The organism is Actinosynnema sp. CA-299493, assembly GCF_050946825.1.
Classification (GTDB): domain Bacteria; phylum Actinomycetota; class Actinomycetes; order Mycobacteriales; family Pseudonocardiaceae; genus Actinosynnema.
In genome coordinates this window covers 2340525-2357062 of the sequence record NZ_CP191993.1, presented here as the reverse complement: position 1 = coordinate 2357062, position 16538 = coordinate 2340525, and the positions used below count along the sequence as shown (strand labels likewise).

The 16538-nt window shown below is 71.6% G+C and carries 15 protein-coding genes; 13 read left to right on the top strand and 2 right to left on the bottom strand.

Annotated elements, in window-relative coordinates:
• Window positions 1–70 precede the first annotated feature (70 nt).
• Window positions 71–619, bottom strand: coding sequence for a DUF1062 domain-containing protein (locus ACQPYE_RS11320; RefSeq protein ID WP_498721055.1), 549 nt, complete (start codon window positions 617–619; stop codon window positions 71–73).
• A 613-nt stretch (window positions 620–1232) separates the two neighbouring features.
• Here ACQPYE_RS11320 and ACQPYE_RS11315 point away from each other — a divergent pair.
• The 9 genes from ACQPYE_RS11315 (at window position 1233) to ACQPYE_RS11275 (ending at window position 10866) form a co-directional block, all read left to right on the top strand.
• Window positions 1233–2297 (top strand): sensor histidine kinase, encoded by a 1065-nt coding sequence (locus ACQPYE_RS11315; RefSeq protein WP_498721054.1) that lies wholly within the window; start codon window positions 1233–1235, stop codon window positions 2295–2297.
• A complete protein-coding gene (locus ACQPYE_RS11310) occupies window positions 2290–3588 on the top strand; it encodes a hypothetical protein (RefSeq protein ID WP_498721053.1) in 1299 nt (432 codons plus the stop codon). The genes ACQPYE_RS11315 and ACQPYE_RS11310 overlap by 8 nt, the downstream gene beginning before the upstream one ends.
• Window positions 3573–4223, top strand: coding sequence for a response regulator (locus tag ACQPYE_RS11305; RefSeq protein ID WP_498721052.1), 651 nt, complete (start codon window positions 3573–3575; stop codon window positions 4221–4223). Before ACQPYE_RS11310 ends, ACQPYE_RS11305 begins: the two co-directional genes overlap by 16 nt.
• A 286-nt stretch (window positions 4224–4509) precedes the next feature.
• Window positions 4510–5373 (top strand): lamin tail domain-containing protein, encoded by an 864-nt coding sequence (locus ACQPYE_RS11300; RefSeq protein ID WP_498721051.1) that lies wholly within the window; start codon window positions 4510–4512, stop codon window positions 5371–5373.
• A 242-nt stretch (window positions 5374–5615) separates the two neighbouring features.
• Window positions 5616–6956, top strand: a complete 1341-nt coding sequence (locus ACQPYE_RS11295) for a glycoside hydrolase family 6 protein (RefSeq protein ID WP_498721050.1) — start codon at window positions 5616–5618, stop codon at window positions 6954–6956.
• 51 nt (window positions 6957–7007) lie between these two features.
• Window positions 7008–7496 carry a MarR family winged helix-turn-helix transcriptional regulator gene (locus ACQPYE_RS11290; RefSeq protein WP_498721049.1) on the top strand — a complete coding sequence of 163 codons (489 nt, stop codon included), beginning with the start codon at window positions 7008–7010 and terminating at the stop codon, window positions 7494–7496.
• Between the two features lie 73 nt (window positions 7497–7569).
• Window positions 7570–9042, top strand: coding sequence for an MFS transporter (locus tag ACQPYE_RS11285; protein ID WP_498721048.1), 1473 nt, complete (start codon window positions 7570–7572; stop codon window positions 9040–9042).
• A gap of 124 nt (window positions 9043–9166) precedes the next feature.
• On the top strand, window positions 9167–9556 hold the full coding sequence (locus ACQPYE_RS11280; protein ID WP_498721047.1) for a pyridoxamine 5'-phosphate oxidase family protein: 390 nt from the start codon (window positions 9167–9169) through the stop codon (window positions 9554–9556).
• 119 nt (window positions 9557–9675) lie between these two features.
• A complete protein-coding gene (locus tag ACQPYE_RS11275) occupies window positions 9676–10866 on the top strand; it encodes an MFS transporter (protein WP_498721046.1) in 1191 nt (396 codons plus the stop codon).
• Between the two features lie 87 nt (window positions 10867–10953).
• Here the strand turns inward: ACQPYE_RS11275 and ACQPYE_RS11270 are convergent, their stop codons facing one another.
• Window positions 10954–11784, bottom strand: coding sequence for an alpha/beta fold hydrolase (locus tag ACQPYE_RS11270; protein WP_498721045.1), 831 nt, complete (start codon window positions 11782–11784; stop codon window positions 10954–10956).
• 154 nt (window positions 11785–11938) lie between these two features.
• Between ACQPYE_RS11270 and ACQPYE_RS11265 the strand changes: the two genes are divergently transcribed.
• The 4 genes from ACQPYE_RS11265 (at window position 11939) to ACQPYE_RS11250 (ending at window position 16445) form a co-directional block, all read left to right on the top strand.
• Window positions 11939–12925: a sigma-70 family RNA polymerase sigma factor gene (locus tag ACQPYE_RS11265; RefSeq protein WP_498722881.1), complete on the top strand. Its 987-nt coding sequence runs from the start codon at window positions 11939–11941 to the stop codon at window positions 12923–12925.
• Window positions 12926–13071: 146 nt separating this feature from the next.
• Entirely contained in the window at window positions 13072–13521 is a 450-nt protein-coding gene (locus ACQPYE_RS11260) for a helix-turn-helix transcriptional regulator (protein WP_498721044.1), read from the top strand.
• Between the two features lie 5 nt (window positions 13522–13526).
• Window positions 13527–13937 (top strand): VOC family protein, encoded by a 411-nt coding sequence (locus tag ACQPYE_RS11255; protein ID WP_498721043.1) that lies wholly within the window; start codon window positions 13527–13529, stop codon window positions 13935–13937.
• A 114-nt stretch (window positions 13938–14051) separates the two neighbouring features.
• Window positions 14052–16445 (top strand): ATP-binding cassette domain-containing protein, encoded by a 2394-nt coding sequence (locus ACQPYE_RS11250; RefSeq protein ID WP_498721042.1) that lies wholly within the window; start codon window positions 14052–14054, stop codon window positions 16443–16445.
• The last annotated feature ends 93 nt before the right edge of the window (window positions 16446–16538 follow it).

Sequence of the window (16538 nt, the reverse complement as noted above, 5' to 3'; positions counted from 1 at the left end):
GAACTCCGCGCCGAGATCCGCCTGAGTCGGTCGGGGCCTGCCCGGTCAGCCCGGACAGGCCCCGACGGGCTCAGCGCTTCAGGGTGAAGGTGAAGTCGCCGGAGAGCTTGCCGCCCAACCGGAACGCCGACACCAGCTTCCCCTCCACCACCAGCCTCTCCACCTCGGCCCGCGCCAGACCGCACCCTTCGGCGATCAGGCGCACCGGCCGGACGGGGATCCGGGCCGCGAACCGCACCGAAACGTCGATCACCTCGTGGTCCAGGTCATCCGGACCGCCGGTGTCGAGCCGCCAGGCGCCGTCCCAGTCGAGGGTGACGCGGTTGCGGTGTTGCAAGACCGGGTCTTGGAGCAGCTCGGCGATCAGGCCGAGGTCGTTGTCGTGCAGCCGGTCCAGCAGGTCGGACCGCACGGAGCGCACGTTGACCCGATCGAGGATCGTGAGCTTCACCGTGTCACCGCACGCGGTGCAGAGCAGGAGGAGCCAGGCGTCGATGATCTTGTGGTTGGCGTTGACGCGAAACTTGCCGCTCGCCCGGAAGCGTTCGGACGCGCACACGTGGCAACGGCGGCGCACGAGTGGCAGGCGGGTGGGCACGACCATCCAGTTTTTGAGCACAGAAGTACACCGTTTCTGTGAGAAGTCCGCAGCAGAAGGAGCGCGGGCGCACAAGGCGCGACGCGCGACAGATCAGCTCTTGGGAGGTCTCACGCGGTGTACAACGGCAAATCCTTCAACTGGACGACCCGGACCCCAGCACGTTAACCACGCACCCCAACACCACTCCACCGATTTTCGCCACCAACGAACCCGTCACATCCCACCAAGGCCCGATTTGACATGGGTTCGGGTGCTTTAGGCTGGTCGAAGCCGGGCAGGCTTGGCGGGCGCTTTATCCGCCGGGCCTGCCCGGCTTTGGCCTGCCTGGAGTGCCCGTAAGGGGCCCATGTCAAATCGAGCCGACCTTCACCACCAACCGCCGAACGTTGAACTCACCCCTCGCCAACGTAGGACTCTCGCACTCTGAACGTAGGACTCACCCTTCGCCAACGTAGGACTCTCGACGCTCTGAGCGTTCAACTCGGGGTACCGGAACGTAGGACATGCGCGTTCGGAACGTGGGACACGCGCGTTCTGAACGTAGGACACGCGGGTTCTGAACGTGGGACACGCGGGTTGGGGTGGTGCGACGGACGCCGGGGACCGGGGGTCGGGCGGCTAGGGTCGCGGCATGCCGGGGCAGGTCGAGACCGAACTCCTGACCGCCATCGCGCGGTTCGCCGGACCGGTCCGCGGTGTCGGCGTGAGCCTGATCAGCGTGTTCGGCGTGCTGTCCGTGCCGACCGACGCCCTGCCGCTCGGGCTGGGGCTGCTCGGCCTGGTGCTGATCGGCGCGGTGGCGGACTTCGGGTCGCCGCGGCTGTCGTTCGTGCTCGCGGTGGTGCGGGTGGTGGCGCTGTGCGCGGCGCACGCCGAGATCGGCGGCACGGGCCAGTGGACGTTCAACGTGCTCGCCACCACCGCGATCACGTTGCAGTGGCAGTGGTCGCCGAAGGTCACCGTGCCGACCACGGCCGCGCTGCTCGCGGTGTACGTCACCGCGGCCGGGTTCGACGGCGCGGCGGTGCTGCGGGTGGTCGTGGAGTGCGCGGTGGCGCTGGCGGCGTTCCAGCTGGTGCGCCGGTCGTCGCGGCGGGTGGACGAGCTGCGGACCAGGCGGGCCGCGATGGAGCGGGCCGAGGCGGTGGCGCTGGAGCGGCGCAGGCGTGAGCGCGAGTACCTGGCGCTGCTGCACGACACGGCGTCGGCGACGTTCCTGGTGGTGGCGGTCAACGGGCGGGAAGCCGACCGGGCCGAGGTCGCCGGGTACGCGCGGCGGGACCTCGACCTGCTGACCGGCGCGTCGGGCGTGCCGAGGGACAGCGCGGTGGACGTCGGCTCGTCGTTGCGGGCGGTGGTGGAGCACAGCCCGTTGACCGTCGACGCGCGGTGGGACAGCGCGCTCGTGCCGGCTTCGGTGGCGTTGGCGCTGGTGCGGGCGGTGCGGGAGGCGTTGGCGAACGTGGAGCGGCACGCGGGCACGGGTGCGGCCGAGGTGCACGTGAGGGCGAGCGGCGGTGGTGTCGAGGTGCGGGTGACGGACGCGGGGCGGGGGTTCGACGTCGGCGCGGTGTCGGACCACCGGCGCGGCATCCGCGGGTCGGTGGTCGAGCGGATGGCGGCGGTCGGCGGCACCGCCGAGGTGACGTCCCGGCCGGGCCGGACGACCGTGCGGCTGGAGTGGCCACGTGGCTGACAACCCTGAACCGCCGCGCTCGCCCCACCGCGAGACCGACAGCCACGAATCACCGCCCCGGAACCACCGCGAAGCCTCCGACCCGGACCAGCTCCGCCCGGACCTGCACCGGAACCCCTATCGGAACCTCGGCCGGAACCCGCGCCGGAACCTCCGCCAAAGTCCCCGCTGGGGCCTCCGCTGGAACCGGCGTGAAGCGGAGCAGGCCGGGGACGAGAGCCGTGAGGCCGAGGCGCACGTGTTCGCCAGCCTGCGGCTGATCCTGTTCGGCCTCACGGCCGTGGTGCAGCCGAGCCTCGGCATCGCCCCGTTCCTCGCCAACGCGCACGGGCCGGCCGAGCGGGTCGCGTTCGCCGTGCCCGCGCTGGTCACGCTGCTGTGCGCGGTGTGGGTGGTGCGGCGCAAGCCGTTGCCGGGGCCGGTGGTGGCGGTTGGCGTGACGGCGGTGCTGGCCGCGTCCGCGACGGCGAGCGCGGCCCTGCCGCCGGACGCGCACTTCGGCCAGGCGGACTGGGCGTACGGGCTGGTCGGGTGGCACCTGCTGCTGTTGCTGCTGGACCGCGTGCCCGCGCTGCTCACCGCGCAGGCGGCGCTCCTCGTGCTCAAGATCGCCCAGTGGCTGTTCAACGGCACGCCCGACCGGGCCGAGATCGGCAACGCGGGCGTGGTCATGCTCAGCGTGACCAGTCTCCAGCTCGGCGTCGTGGCGATGTCGCGGATCATGCTGCGCAGCGCCCGCCAGGCCGCCGAGGTCGCCGCCGAACGGGAGCGCGCGGCGACCCGGGCCGCGTTGGCCCAGCAGTGGGAACAGGACCTGCGGGCCGGGTTCGCCGGGCAGCTCGGCGCCACCCTGCCCCTCCTCGCGGACCTCGCCGACGGCGTGCTCGACCCGCGTGCCGACGACACCCGGCGGCGGTGCGCGCTCGCGGCCACGCAGCTGCGGCGGTTGTTCGCCGAGAACGACGACGTGCCCGACCCCCTGGTGCACGAGGTCACGGCGTGCGTGCACGTCGCCGAACGGCGCGGGGTGGCGGTGTCGCTCGCGGTCAGCGGCGCGCCGGTGCCGGTGCCGACCGACGTGCGGCGCGCGCTGACCGGGCCGCTGGCGGAGGCGTTGTCGGCGGCACGGGAGCAGGCCCGGGTGAGCCTGCTGCGCACCGAGGGCGAGGTGCGGGTGGCGGTGATCGCCGACGCGGGCGCCGAGGTGGGAACCGCGACGGGTGCGGTCGAGGTCCAAAGCGGGACGTACGGTCGGCACACGCGGATGGAGGCCAGATGGCGGACGAGCTGAGCGCGGTGGTGGTGGACGACCACCCGGCGGTGCGGGCGGGCGTCGCCTACTGGCTGTCCTCCGGCACGCCACCGATCCGGGTCGTCGCCAGCGGCGAGGACGTGCGCTCGGCGTGGCTCGGCGAGGGCGCGAACGCCGACGTGGTGATCCTCGACCTGCACCTGAGCGGACCCACGCCGGTGCTCGGCGACCTGCGCCGGCTGGTCGAGGCGGGCCGGCGGGTCGTCGTGTACTCGATGCGCGCCGACGACGACATCGCGTTGCAGTGCCTGGAGCTGGGCGCGTTGTGCTACCTGACCAAGGCGGAGGGCGCGGAGCACCTCGTGCAGGCGACCCGGGCGGCGGCGGAGGGCAGGCCGTACACGCCGCCGTCGCTGGCCGGCGCGTTGGCGGGCGACCGGTCCGACCACCGGCCCGCGTTGTCCGCGCGCGAGGTCGAGGTGCTGGTCGAGTGGTTCCAGTCGGAGTCCAAGGAGTTCGTGGCGCAGCGGCTGGGGATCTCGCTGAGCACGGTGAACTCGCACCTGGAGCGGATCCGGGTCAAGTACGCGCTGATCGGTCGGGAGGCGCCGACGAAGGCCGCGCTGGTGGCGCGGGCGATCCAGGACGGGCTGATCGGCGTGGACGACCTCTGAACCGGACCACCGGGACCGATCCGACCCGACCGACCACCCGACCACCCACCCACCCACCCGCCACCGATCCGAATCAGTTCACCCACAACCGGATCGACCCGATTCCTTTCCGTTGAACACGCATTTCTGCGGCAGATGGACCAATCGGGTGTTCCCGTGAACCCGGATGCGGGCACTCGACACACGCGCACCTCGTCCGACAAGCCATCGTCCACGACATTTGTGAAAGCCCTCACCTGGTCGCGGTATTACCGATCACCCCCGCGTCGGCGAATGATCGAATCCCATGAGCAACGCCACGACATCCGGCACCTGGCCGAGCATCAGCGTCACCCCGCCCAATCTCTCCGGACTGGGCACCGACCACGTCACCTGGGGAATTCCGGCCGGTAGCGGCAAGAGCGGGTACGTTTTCCGCGGGGGCACCGTGGACGTGGAGCTCGACGGCACCGAATTCACCCTCGGCACGTTCACCCACGAGAACTTCCCGATCCAGGCGATGCCCCAGTCGCAGTTCGACGTCGACCTCACCGTGGCGGTCGTGTTCGACGACGGCACGAAGGCCGACTTCAGCTTCAGCTTCCACCACAACGAGACGCCCAACGTGGGGCCCAACCCCGAGGACGAGGTCGACCTGCCCACGTTCGTCTCGCCCCAGACCGTGACCGTCGCCGGCGACGAGTACGCGGTCGTCATCAGCGGTTTCAAGCAGGGCGGGCAGGTGGTCCGCAAGTTCATCAGCGCCGAGAACGGCGCGAACAGCGCCGACGTGGTGGCCATCTTCGCCAAGGCGGGCCGGCCCGAGATCGCGATCACCCACGTCCAGCACAAGGGTCAGGTCAAGACGACCCAGGCCGACGAGTACGTCGAGATCGTCAACCGCGGCAGCGTGCCCGGCGACATCTCGAACTGGGTGCTCGGCGCGGACGACCCGGGCCAGGACTTCACGTTCCCGCCCGGCACGGTGCTGCAACCGGGCCAGCGCATCCGCGTCTACACCAATCAGGTGCACCCGCAGTGGGGCGGTTTCTCCTACGGCAAGGGCCGGCCGATCTGGAACGACCAGGGCGACACCGCGCAATTGCGCGACACGAACGGGAACCCGGTTTCCCGGTTCAGCTACGGAAATGCCGCGGTGACCACTCCGTGACGATCGCGGAGACCACGACAACTACGACGACCGCGTCGACGATCAGCAGAAACGCGGACACCAGCTGACCGCGCGCTCCCGGTGGGTCGGACGTCGACCCACCGGGAGTTCCACGTCGACCCACCGGGAGTTCCACACCGAAGCGACTTCCACGTGATTCACGGCCGGGCATCACGCCGGGACGGTACGGTGGACGGCACACCGCCTCCTCACATCGTTGTGATCACCGGAGGTAGCAGCACATGAGATCCCCCACCCGCGTCGGCCACGCGCTGACCGCGGTCGCGCTCGCCGCCGGGCTCGCGGTCGCCACCCCGGCCGCCGCCACCACGACCCAGCACTGGTCGCCACGCGTGGACAACCCGTACGTCGGCGCCCGCCCCTACGTCAACCCGGAGTGGTCCGCGCGCGCCGCCGCCGAACCGGGCGGCGCGGCCGTCTCCGACCGGCCGACCGGCGTGTGGCTCGACAGCATCGCGTCCGTGCAGGGCGCCAACGGGAAGCGGGGCCTGCGCGCCCACCTCGACGAAGCCCGGCGGCAGAACGCCAACCTGGTCCAGCTCGTGCTGTGGGACCTGCCCGGACGCGACTGCAACCGGCTGGCCACCCGCGGCGAGCTGACCTGGGACCAGCTGCCGCGCTACAAGCAGGAGTTCGTCGACCCGATCGCCGCGATCCTGGCCGACCCGGCGTACGCGCGGCTGCGGATCGTCGCGGTCGTGGAGCCCAACTCGTTGCCGTCCCTCGTCACCCACGTCCAGCCGCGCTCCGACGCCACCGTGATCTGCGAGCAGGTCAAGGCGTCCGGCGCGTACACCGAGGGCATCGGGTACGCGCTGGCGAAGCTCGGCGCGATCCGCAACACCTACAACTACCTCGACATCAGCCACCACGGCCGCATCGGCTGGGACGACAACCGCCTGCCCACGCTGGCGCTGCTGGCGAAGGCGGCGACCTCGGGCGGCAGCCGGCTCGGCAACGTGCACGGCTTCATCACCAACACCGCCGACTACTCCGCGCTGCGGGAGGAGTTCATCGTCAAGACGACGATCAACGGGGCGCACATCCGGCAGAGCAGGTGGATCGACTGGAACCCGTTCATCGACGAGCTGTCCTTCGCGGACGCCTTCCGGGCCGAGGCGGTGGCGGCGGGGTTCGACCCGCGCGTCGGCGTGCTGGTCGACACCTCCCGCAACGGGTGGGGCGGCCCGAACCGGCCGACCGAGCCGGGCCCGGAGACGAGCCTGGACATCTACGTCGACACCAGCCGGGTCGACCGCCGGGCGCGGATCCACAACTGGTGCAACCAGTACGGCACCGGCCTGGGTGAACGCCCGGTCGCCGCGCCCCGGCCGAACGTGGACGCGTACGTGTGGATGAAGCCGCCGGGCGAGTCCGACGGCGTGAGCATCCCGCTGCCGATCGCCGACGAGCCCTTCGACCGGGAGTGCGACCCCACCTACACCGGTCGCCCGGACGCCACGCCCGACCCGACCGGTGCGTGGCCGGACGCGCCACTGGCCGGTCACTGGCACTCGGCGCAGTTCCAGCAGCTGCTGCGCAACGCCCACCCGCCCCTGTAACCCGTTCTCTTGCGGATAATCCAGTGTTGTCCCAGTAGGTAGGCTGGGGCCATGTCCGCCATGGCCCCGGCCCGCACCGAATCCGACCTGTCGTTCCTCCTGGACCACACCGGCCACGTGCTGCGCACCCGGATGGCGGCGGCGTTGGCCGAGATCGGGCTGACCGCGCGCATGCACTGCGTGCTCGTCCACGCCCTGCAAGAAGAGCGCACGCAGATCCAGCTGGCCGAGCTCGGCGACATGGACAAGACCACGATGGTGGTCACGGTGGACGCGCTGGAGAAGGCTGGCCTCGCCGAGCGCCGGCCGTCCAGCACCGACCGCCGGGCCCGGATCATCGCCGTCACCGAGAAGGGCGCCGAGCTGGCCCACCAGAGCCAGGCGATCGTCGACGGGGTGCACCGGGCGGCTCTTGAGTCGTTGCCCGGCAAAGATCGCGAAGCGCTCCTGAACGCGCTGAACCTGCTGGTCGGCGGCCATCTGTCGACCCCGATCCCGGCACCGCAGACGGCCCGTCGAGCCCGCGAGAGCAGCAGGTGAGTCCGAGCTAGATTGTCTGTAACGAAACTATCCGCTACGGTTCCTCCTGTCACCGCCGGAACAGGAGAGAACCATGTCGTCCTCGCTCGACTCACCGCTCGACCCGCCCCTCGAAGCACCGCTCGACCCGCGCCTCGACTCACCGCTCGACCGGCCCCGCGCCAACCGCTGGTCGGCGCTGGTCGTGCTGTCCGCCGCGATGCTGATGACCGTCCTCGACGGCAGCATCGTCACCGTGGCGATGCCCGCCATCCAGCACGACCTCGGCTTCTCCCCCGCCGGCCTGAGCTGGACCGTCAACGCCTACCTGATCGCGTTCGGCGGCCTGCTGCTGCTGGCCGGCCGGCTCGGCGACCTGATCGGGCGCAAGGCGATGTTCCTGGCCGGCACCGCGGTCTTCACCGCCGCGTCGCTGCTGGCGGGCGCGGCCGGCACGCCGGAACTGCTCATCGCGGCCCGGTTCCTCCAGGGCGCGGGCAGCGCGATGGCGTCGGCGGTCGTGCTCGGCATCCTGGTCACGCTGTTCACCGACCCGGCGGAACGGGCCAAGGCGATCGGCGTGTTCAGCTTCACCGGCGCGGCGGGCGCGTCCATCGGGCAGGTGCTGGGCGGCGTGCTGACCGACGCGCTGAGCTGGCACTGGATCTTCTTCATCAACCTGCCGATCGGCGTGGCCACCGTGCTGCTGGCGATCCGGGTGCTGCCGACCGACCGGGGCTCGGGGCTGTCCGCCGGCGCCGACGTGCTCGGCGCGGCACTGGTGACGAGCGGCCTGATGCTCGGCATCTACACCGTCGTGAAGGTCGAGCAGCACGGCTGGACGGCGACGCATACGCTCGGCCTCGGTGCGCTGTCGGTCGCGTTGCTGGCCGCCTTCACCGTGCGGCAGGCCCGTGCGCGGACGCCGTTGATGCCGCTGCGGATCCTGCGCTCCCGCACCGTGGTCGGCGCGAACCTGGTGCAGGTGCTCACGTTGTCGGCGATGTTCGCGTTCCAGGTCATCGTCGCGCTGTTCATGCAGAAGGTGCTGGTGTACAGCGCGCTCGCCACCGGGTTGGCGATGCTGCCGGCGGCGGTCGCGATCGGCGGTGTGTCGCTGTTCGTCTCGGCCAGGTTGATCACGCGGTTCGGTGAGCGCGCGGTGCTGCTGGTCGGGCTGGTGCTGCTGGCGGGCGCGATGGTCAAGCTGGCCGTGGTCCCGGTGGACGCCGACTACGTGACCGACCTGCTGCCCGTGATGCTGCTGATCGCCGGTGGCGGGCTGGTGCTGCCCGCGTTGGCGTCGCTGGGCATGTCCGACGCGAAACCGGCCGACGCGGGCCTGGCGTCCGGCCTGTTCAACACCACGCAGCAGGTCGGCATGGCGGTGGGGGTGGCCGTGCTGTCCACGCTGGCCGCCGCGCGGACCGGGGAGGAGCTGGCGGCGGGTGTCGCCGAGCCGGTCGCGCTGACCTCCGGGTACCACGTGGCGTTCACCGTCGCCGCCTCGCTGCTGGCCGCCGCGTTCGTGGTCACGCTCATCGTCCTGCGCAAGCGTTCCCGTTGATCGTCCCGCGCAAGCGTTCCCGCTGATCGTCCAGCGCAAGCGTTCCCGCTGATCGTCCAGCGCAAGCGTTCCCGCTGATCGTCCAGCGCAGATGTTCCCGTTGACTTTCCCGAAGGAGAACGACATGACCGCCAACTCAGGCCCCGCGCCCCGCACCCTGACCGACGACGAACTGGTGGACCTGCTCGGCGGGCAGCGGTTCGGCGTGCTGGCCACCGTGAAGCGGAGCGGCCACCCCCACCTGTCCACCGTGCTCTACCAGTGGGACGCGGAGGAGCGGGTGATCCGGGTGTCGACCACGGCCGACCGCCTGAAAGCCCGCCAGGTCCGGGCCGACCCGAGGGTCTCGCTGCACGTGAGCGGGCCGGACGTGTGGTCGTTCGCGGTGGTGGAGGGCCACGCGGAACTGGTGGAGGCGACGGACGGCCCGGACCTCGCGCCGGACCGCCGCCTGACCATCACGTTCCCCGCCACCCGCCTCTACGGCACCGCGCTGGACGTGGGGGGCGTGTGAGCAGCGGCACGCGGTGCGGGTTCGGGTGCGGCGGCGCCGGCCGGTAAAATAGTTTCGCTGGCTAAGCAATCTACGTCGCGCGGTCACTGTCGACTCGGGACAGCTGACAGGAGCGATGCATGACGGCGACCGCCGAGTCCACCGCGACCCGTAACGGTGGGGCCGCCATGGTCGCGCTGGCGCTGGGTGGGTTCGCCATCGGGACGACCGAGTTCGCCACCATGGGCCTGCTGCCGCAGATGGCGGCCACGTTCGACATCTCCATCCCCACCGCCGGCCACGCGATCAGCCTGTACGCGCTCGGCGTGGTGGTGGGCGCGCCGCTGATCGCCGGGCTGGCCGCGAAGCTGCCGCGCAAGGGCCTGCTGATCGGGTTGACGCTGGCCCTGGCGCTGGGCAACGGCCTGTCCGCCATCGCGCCCAACACCGCCCTGCTGATGACCGCGCGGTTCGTGGCCGGGTTGCCGCACGGCGCGTACTTCGGCATCGCGGCGGTGGTCGCGACCACCCTCGTGCCACCGGAACGGCGTGGCACGGCGGTCGCCCGGATCATGGTCGGCCTGACCGTGGCCAACCTGGTCGGCGTGCCGGTCGCCACCGCCGCCGGTCAGCAGATCGGGTGGCGGGTGGCGTACCTGGCGGTGGCCGTGATCGCGGTCGCGACGGCGTTGGCGGTGGCCAGGTGGCTGCCTCGGGTGCCGGCTCCCCGTGACGCGAGCGTGGCCGCCGAGCTGAGCGCGTTCCGCCGGCCCCAGGTGTGGTTCGCGCTGCTCACCGGCATGATCGGGTTCGGCGGCATGTTCGCCGTCTACTCCTACATCTCCCCCATCACCACCGAGGTGACCGCGCTGTCCGCGTCCGCCGTGCCGTGGGTCCTCGCGGTGTTCGGGCTCGGCATGACGATCGGCGCGACGGTGGGCGGCCGGTTCGTGGACCGCTCGGTCATGGGCACGGTGTTCGGCTCGCTGATCGCGGTGACGGGTGTGCTGGTGGTGTTCGCGCTGACCGCGACCTCGCCGGTGATGGCGTTCGCGACCGTGTTCCTGCTCGGGCTCGTGTCGCAGGTCCTGGCGTCGGCGTTGCAGGTGCGGCTGATGGACGCCTCCCCGGACGCGCCGTCGCTGGCGTCCTCGTCCAACCACTCGGCGTTGAACATCGCCAACGGCGCGGGCGCGTGGCTGGGCGGCCTGGCCATCGGCGCGGGCTGGGGCTACACCTCCACCGCGTGGGTCGGGGTGGTGCTGAGCCTGGCCGGCCTGGCGGTGGCCGCCCTGTCCGTGCTGACCACCCGCTCCCGCGTGCCCGCCTAGCGCTCTGCCGGGTTGGCGGCCCTGGCCGCCGCGGATCGCCCGCCGTGCGTCCGCCGGCACCGGGACCCGGTGCCGGCGGACGGCCGCTCAGCCCTCCCCCAGCACCTCCCGCAGCCGGACCGCGAACCGGTCCGGGGCCTCGGCGAAGCCGACGTGACCGCCGGGGAACCTGGTCGGCTCGACGCCGAGACCCTTGGCCAGCGCCTCCGACGTGCGCTCGCACAGCTCGCCGCCCGAGTCCTCGCCGATGCCGACCACGATCCGGCTCGACGCCGATCGCAGCACGTCGAGGTCGGGCACCCACCGCACGGTCGGCCGGAGCATGTGCTCGTACTGGAACCGCTCGTCGGCGAGGTCCTGCGGCGAGCGCTCACCGCCGAACACGTGCTCGACCACCTCGTCGGGCATGTCGATGTCCGCGATGGCCATGAACTGCCGCCACGCGCCGAGCGGGTCGCCGGACAGGTAGGTGGCGACCATTTCGTCGGTCCTGCGGAGCAGGTCTTCCCGGTCGTCCACGAGCTGGTCCAGCGGCGGCTCGTGGGCGATCACGGTGTGCGCCAGCTCCGGGTGCGCCTGCGCCAGCGCCAGCACGCTCACCGCACCACCGCTGGAACCGAGCACGGCCGCCGGACCGACGTCGAGGTGCCGGATGAGCCTGGCCAGGTCGTCGGCGCGCAGCTCCGGCGTGGCGTCGGCGTCCGGGTCGTCCACCTCGCTGCGGTTGATGCCGCGCGGGTCCGTGGTGAGCACGGTGTGGTCCGCGGCGAGCAGGTCGGCCAGCGGCTCGAACGACCTGGCGTCCATCGGCGCGGCGGCGAGCACGACCAGCGGTCCCCGGCCACGCACCTCGTAGTGCAGCAGCGCGTCGGGCACCCGCAGGGTGTCGGTGGTGGCGGTGGTGGCGGTCTTGGTCATCGCTGGTCCTCCTGGGACTCCGCTGAAGTGCTCGTTCACCGGTAGTGACTCTCCCCGTGGGGCAGAATCGTCGCTCGTGAGCGAAGTTTTCCCGGCGAGTCCGGCGAGTCCGCCAGGTCCGGCGAGTCCGGCGACGGGCGTCGAGGAGCCCGACCTGGCGCGGGCCCGTGAGGGCGACGGTGAGGCGTTCACCCGTCTCGTCGAGCCCCTGCGCCGGGAGCTGCACGCCCACTGCTACCGGATGCTCGGCTGCGCCCACGACGCCGACGACGCGCTCCAGGACGCCCTGCTGCGGGCGTGGCGCGGGCTCGGCCGCTTCGAGGGGCGCGGCTCACTGCGGTCCTGGCTGTACAAGGTGGCCACCCGCACGTGCCTGGACACCGTCGAGAGCCGTGGTCGGCGCGCGCTGCCGGTGGACCTCGGGCCCTCCAGCGAACGGGCGGTGGTCGACGACGCGCCCGTGACCGACGTCGCCTGGCTCGGGCCGTACCCGGACGAGGGCCTGGGCGACGGCGGGCCGGCCGGGCGCTACGCGCGGCGCGAGGCCGTCGAGCTGGCCTTCGTCGCCGCGCTGCAACACCTGCCGGGCAACCAGCGGGCGGCGTTGCTGCTGTTCGAGGTGCTCGGGTTCTCGGCGGCCGAGATCGCCGCCATGATGGGCACCTCGGCCACGTCGGTGAACTCCGCGCTGGCCCGGGCCCGCCGGGTGGTGGCGGAGAGGGTGCCCGAGCGCACCCAGCAGCAGGCGTTGCGGCTGATCGGCGACGCGCGCCTGCGGCAGGTCGTGGCCGACTACGCCGGTGCGCTGGAACGCGGCGACGCCGACGCGATGGTCGCGTTGCTGACCGAGGACGTCACCTGGTCGATGCCGCCGCTGCCGCACTGGTACCGCGGCGTCGAGGCGGTCGCCGACTTCGTCGCGCGCGTGCCGATGGGCGACTGCCCGCCGTGGCGGCACCGGGTGACCAGCGCCAACGGCCAGCCCGCCGTGGCCTGCTACCTGTGGGACGACGGCACGGGCGCGTACCGGGCGTGGGCGATCAACGTGCTGGCGCTGCGCGGCGACCTGATCCGGGACGTCACGTCGTTCGTCGGCGCGGAGCACTTCCCGTTGTTCGCCCTGCCCGCCTCACTGCCGTGACCCGACCCGACCTCACCAGGCAGTGCGCCGTCCCCCGCGCCCGGAGCTCACGCGTGACCACGTCGGCCGGACTGCCGCGGTCCAGACCCGGTGTGACACCGGGTTTCGGCCTGCTCCACGGACCGTGATGTGGCACGATCACGCACGTGACCAGCACCTCCGCCGCGACGCAGCACCTGCGCGACCTCGCCAGGTTGCGCCGCGTCCGCGACCGGATGGACCGCGAGTACGCGCAGCCGCTGGACGTCGAGGCGCTCGCGCGCGGCGTGAACATGTCGGCCGGGCACCTCAGCCGCCAGTTCCGGCGCGCTTACGGCGAGTCGCCGTACTCGTACCTGATGACGCGGCGCATCGAGCGCGCGATGGCGTTGCTGCGGCGCGGCGACCTCAGCGTCACCGAGGTCTGCTTCGCGGTCGGCTGCTCGTCGCTCGGCACGTTCAGCACCCGGTTCACCGAGCTGGTCGGCGTGCCGCCGAGCGAGTACCGGCGGGAGGCGACCGGGCCGACCGGCGGGATGCCGGCGTGCGTGGCCAAGCAGGTCACCAGACCGGTCAGGAATCGAGAAGCGTCCGCTCCGGGGCCGCACCTAGCGTGATCGCCATGGACATCAGCATCCACCAGACCTTCCTCCCGCAGGACGACCCGGACGCCGCGCTCGCCTTCTACCGCGACACCCTCGGCTTCGAGGTGCGCAACGACGTCGGCTACGAGGGCATGCGCTGGATCACGGTCGGTCCCGCCGGTCAGCCCGGCACCTCGATCGTGCTGCACCCGCCGGCCGCCGACCCCGGCGTCACCGAGGAGGAGCGCCGCACCATCGTCGAGATGATGGCCAAGGGCACCTACGCCGGGATCAACCTCGCGACCAAGGACCTCGACGGCACGTTCGACGAGCTCCAGGCCGGTGGGGCCGAGGTCGTGCAGGAGCCGACCGAGCACCCCTACGGCGTGCGCGACTGCGCGTTCCGCGACCCGGCGGGCAACCTGATCCGCATCCAGCAGCTGCGCTGAACCACACGTGGCCGCCCCGCTCCGACGTCCGCGGGAGCGGGGCCGCCGCACCCCCCGAACGCGCCCCCCGAACGCGATCCGCGAACGCGCCCGGCACAACCAGATGGAGACCCGATGAGCAAGGCCACCAGGACGGACGCGCGGTCGCCCGAGCCGCACCACCTCGCCGACCGCCACGACCTGATCCGCGTGCAGGGCGCGCGCGTGAACAACCTCAAGGACATCAGCGTCGAGATCCCGAAGCGCCGGCTGACGGTGTTCACCGGCGTGTCCGGCTCGGGCAAGAGCTCACTGGTGTTCGGCACGATTGCGGCCGAGTCGCAGCGGATGATCAACGAGACCTACAGCGCCTTCGTGCAGGGCTTCATGCCCACGCTGGCGCGTCCCGAGGTCGACGTGCTGGAAGGGCTGACGACGGCGATCATCGTCGACCAGGAGCGGCTGGGCGCGAACCCCCGCTCCACGGTCGGCACCGTCACCGACGCCAACGCCATGCTGCGCATCCTGTTCAGCAGGCTCGGCACGCCGCACATCGGCCCGCCCAACGCGTACGCGTTCAACGTGCCGTCGGTGAAGGCCAGCGGCGCGATCACGGTCGAGCGCGGCGGCAAGACCAAGGCCGAGAAGGCCACGTTCAACCGCCTCGGCGGCATGTGCCCGCGCTGCGAGGGCATGGGCTCGGTCAACGACTTCGACCTGACCGCGCTCTACGACGACGGCAAGTCGCTCAACGAGGGCGCGCTCACCATCCCCGGCTACAGCATGGACGGCTGGTACGGCCGCATCTACCGCGGCTGCGGCTTCTTCGACCCGGACAAGCCGATCCGCAAGTACAACAAGAGGGAACTGCACGACCTGCTCCACAAGGAGCCGACCAAGATCAAGGTCGACGGGGTCAACCTGACCTACTCGGGCCTGATCCCGCAGATCCAGAAGTCGTTCCTGGCCAAGGACGTCGACGCGATGCAGCCGCACATCCGCGCGTTCGTGGAGCGGGCGGTGACGTTCACGACCTGCCCCGAGTGCGACGGCACGCGGCTGGCCAAGGAAGCCCTCGCGTCCAGGATCAAGGGCAGGAACATCGCCGAGCTGTGCCAGATGCAGATCAGCGACCTGGCCGACTGGGTGCGCGACCTCGACGAGCCGTCGGTGGCGCCGCTGCTGGTGAACCTGCGGCGGGCTCTCGACTCGTTCGTGGACATCGGGCTCGGCTACCTCTCGCTCGACCGGCCGTCGGGCACGCTGTCCGGCGGCGAGGCGCAGCGCACCAAGATGATCCGCCACCTCGGCTCGTCGCTCACCGACGTGACCTACGTCTTCGACGAGCCCACCATCGGCCTGCACCCGCACGACATCGAGCGGATGAACGAGCTGCTGCTCCGGTTGCGGGACAAGGGCAACACCGTGCTGGTGGTCGAGCACAAGCCCGAGGTGATCGCGATCGCCGACCACGTGGTCGACCTCGGGCCCCGGGCGGGCTCGGGCGGCGGCGAGGTGGTGTTCGAGGGGACGGTCGAGGGGCTGCGCGCCGGTGACACCCTCACCGGGCGGCACCTGGACGACCGGGCGTCGGTGAAGGCGTCGGTGCGGACGCCGTCGGGCGCGCTGGAGGTGCGTGGCGCCGACAGCCACAACCTGCGGGACGTGGACGTCGACATCCCGCTCGGCGTGCTGTGCGTGCTCACGGGTGTGGCCGGGTCCGGCAAGAGCTCGCTGGTGCACGGCTCGGTGGCCGGCCGCGACGGCGTGGTGGTGATCGACCAGGGCGCGATCCGCGGCTCGCGGCGCAGCAACCCGGCGACGTACACCGGCCTGCTCGAACCGATCCGCAAGGCGTTCGCCAAGGCCAACGGCGTGAAGCCGGCGTTGTTCAGCTCCAACTCCGAGGGGGCCTGCCCCACGTGCAACGGCGCGGGTGTCATCTACACCGAGCTGGGCGTGATGGCGACCGTCGAGACCACGTGCGAGGACTGCGGGGGCAAGCGGTTCCAGGCGTCCGTGCTGGAGTACGCGCTGGGCGGGCGGAACATCGCCGAGGTGCTCGCGATGTCCGTGGTCGAGGCGGAGGCGTTCTTCGGGACGGGTGACGCGCGGGTGCCGGCCGCGCACAAGGTCCTCGACCGGCTGGTGGACGTCGGTCTCGGCTACCTGTCGCTGGGCCAGCCGCTGACCACGTTGTCCGGCGGCGAGAGGCAGCGGCTGAAGCTGGCCGCCCAGATGGCCGAGAAGGGCGAGGTCTACGTCCTCGACGAGCCGACCACCGGCCTGCACCTGGCCGACGTCGAGCAGCTGCTCGGCCTGCTCGACCGGCTGGTCGACTCGGGCAAGTCGGTCATCGTCATCGAGCACCACCAGGCGGTCATGGCGCACGCGGACTGGATCATCGACCTCGGTCCCGGCGCGGGCCACGACGGCGGTCGCGTCGTCTTCGAGGGCACGCCCGCCGACCTCGTCGCCAAGCGGGCCACCCTGACCGGCGAGCACCTCGCCGCCTACGTCACCCCTTGACCCCCGCGAGAGTCCTACCTCCACCGCTCGAGAGCCCTACGTTCAAGGACCCCGAGTTCAACGCTCAACGCCCCGACCTCGTGCGCCGAGCGT

What these genes read in the sequence shown, in the direction of transcription:
- ACQPYE_RS11300 (WP_498721051.1), top strand. Translation starts at nt 4,510, where the DNA reads ATGAGCAACGCCACGACATCCGGCACCTGGCCGAGCATCAGCGTCACC.
- ACQPYE_RS11295 (WP_498721050.1), top strand. Translation starts at nt 5,616, where the DNA reads ATGAGATCCCCCACCCGCGTCGGCCACGCGCTGACCGCGGTCGCGCTC.
- ACQPYE_RS11285 (WP_498721048.1), top strand. Translation starts at nt 7,570, where the DNA reads ATGTCGTCCTCGCTCGACTCACCGCTCGACCCGCCCCTCGAAGCACCG.
- ACQPYE_RS11315 (WP_498721054.1), top strand. Translation starts at nt 1,233, where the DNA reads ATGCCGGGGCAGGTCGAGACCGAACTCCTGACCGCCATCGCGCGGTTC.
- ACQPYE_RS11290 (WP_498721049.1), top strand. Translation starts at nt 7,008, where the DNA reads ATGTCCGCCATGGCCCCGGCCCGCACCGAATCCGACCTGTCGTTCCTC.
- ACQPYE_RS11275 (WP_498721046.1), top strand. Translation starts at nt 9,676, where the DNA reads ATGACGGCGACCGCCGAGTCCACCGCGACCCGTAACGGTGGGGCCGCC.
- ACQPYE_RS11280 (WP_498721047.1), top strand. Translation starts at nt 9,167, where the DNA reads ATGACCGCCAACTCAGGCCCCGCGCCCCGCACCCTGACCGACGACGAA.
- ACQPYE_RS11250 (WP_498721042.1), top strand. Translation starts at nt 14,052, where the DNA reads ATGAGCAAGGCCACCAGGACGGACGCGCGGTCGCCCGAGCCGCACCAC.
- ACQPYE_RS11270 (WP_498721045.1), bottom strand. Translation starts at nt 11,784, where the DNA reads ATGACCAAGACCGCCACCACCGCCACCACCGACACCCTGCGGGTGCCC.
- ACQPYE_RS11255 (WP_498721043.1), top strand. Translation starts at nt 13,527, where the DNA reads ATGGACATCAGCATCCACCAGACCTTCCTCCCGCAGGACGACCCGGAC.
- ACQPYE_RS11305 (WP_498721052.1), top strand. Translation starts at nt 3,573, where the DNA reads ATGGCGGACGAGCTGAGCGCGGTGGTGGTGGACGACCACCCGGCGGTG.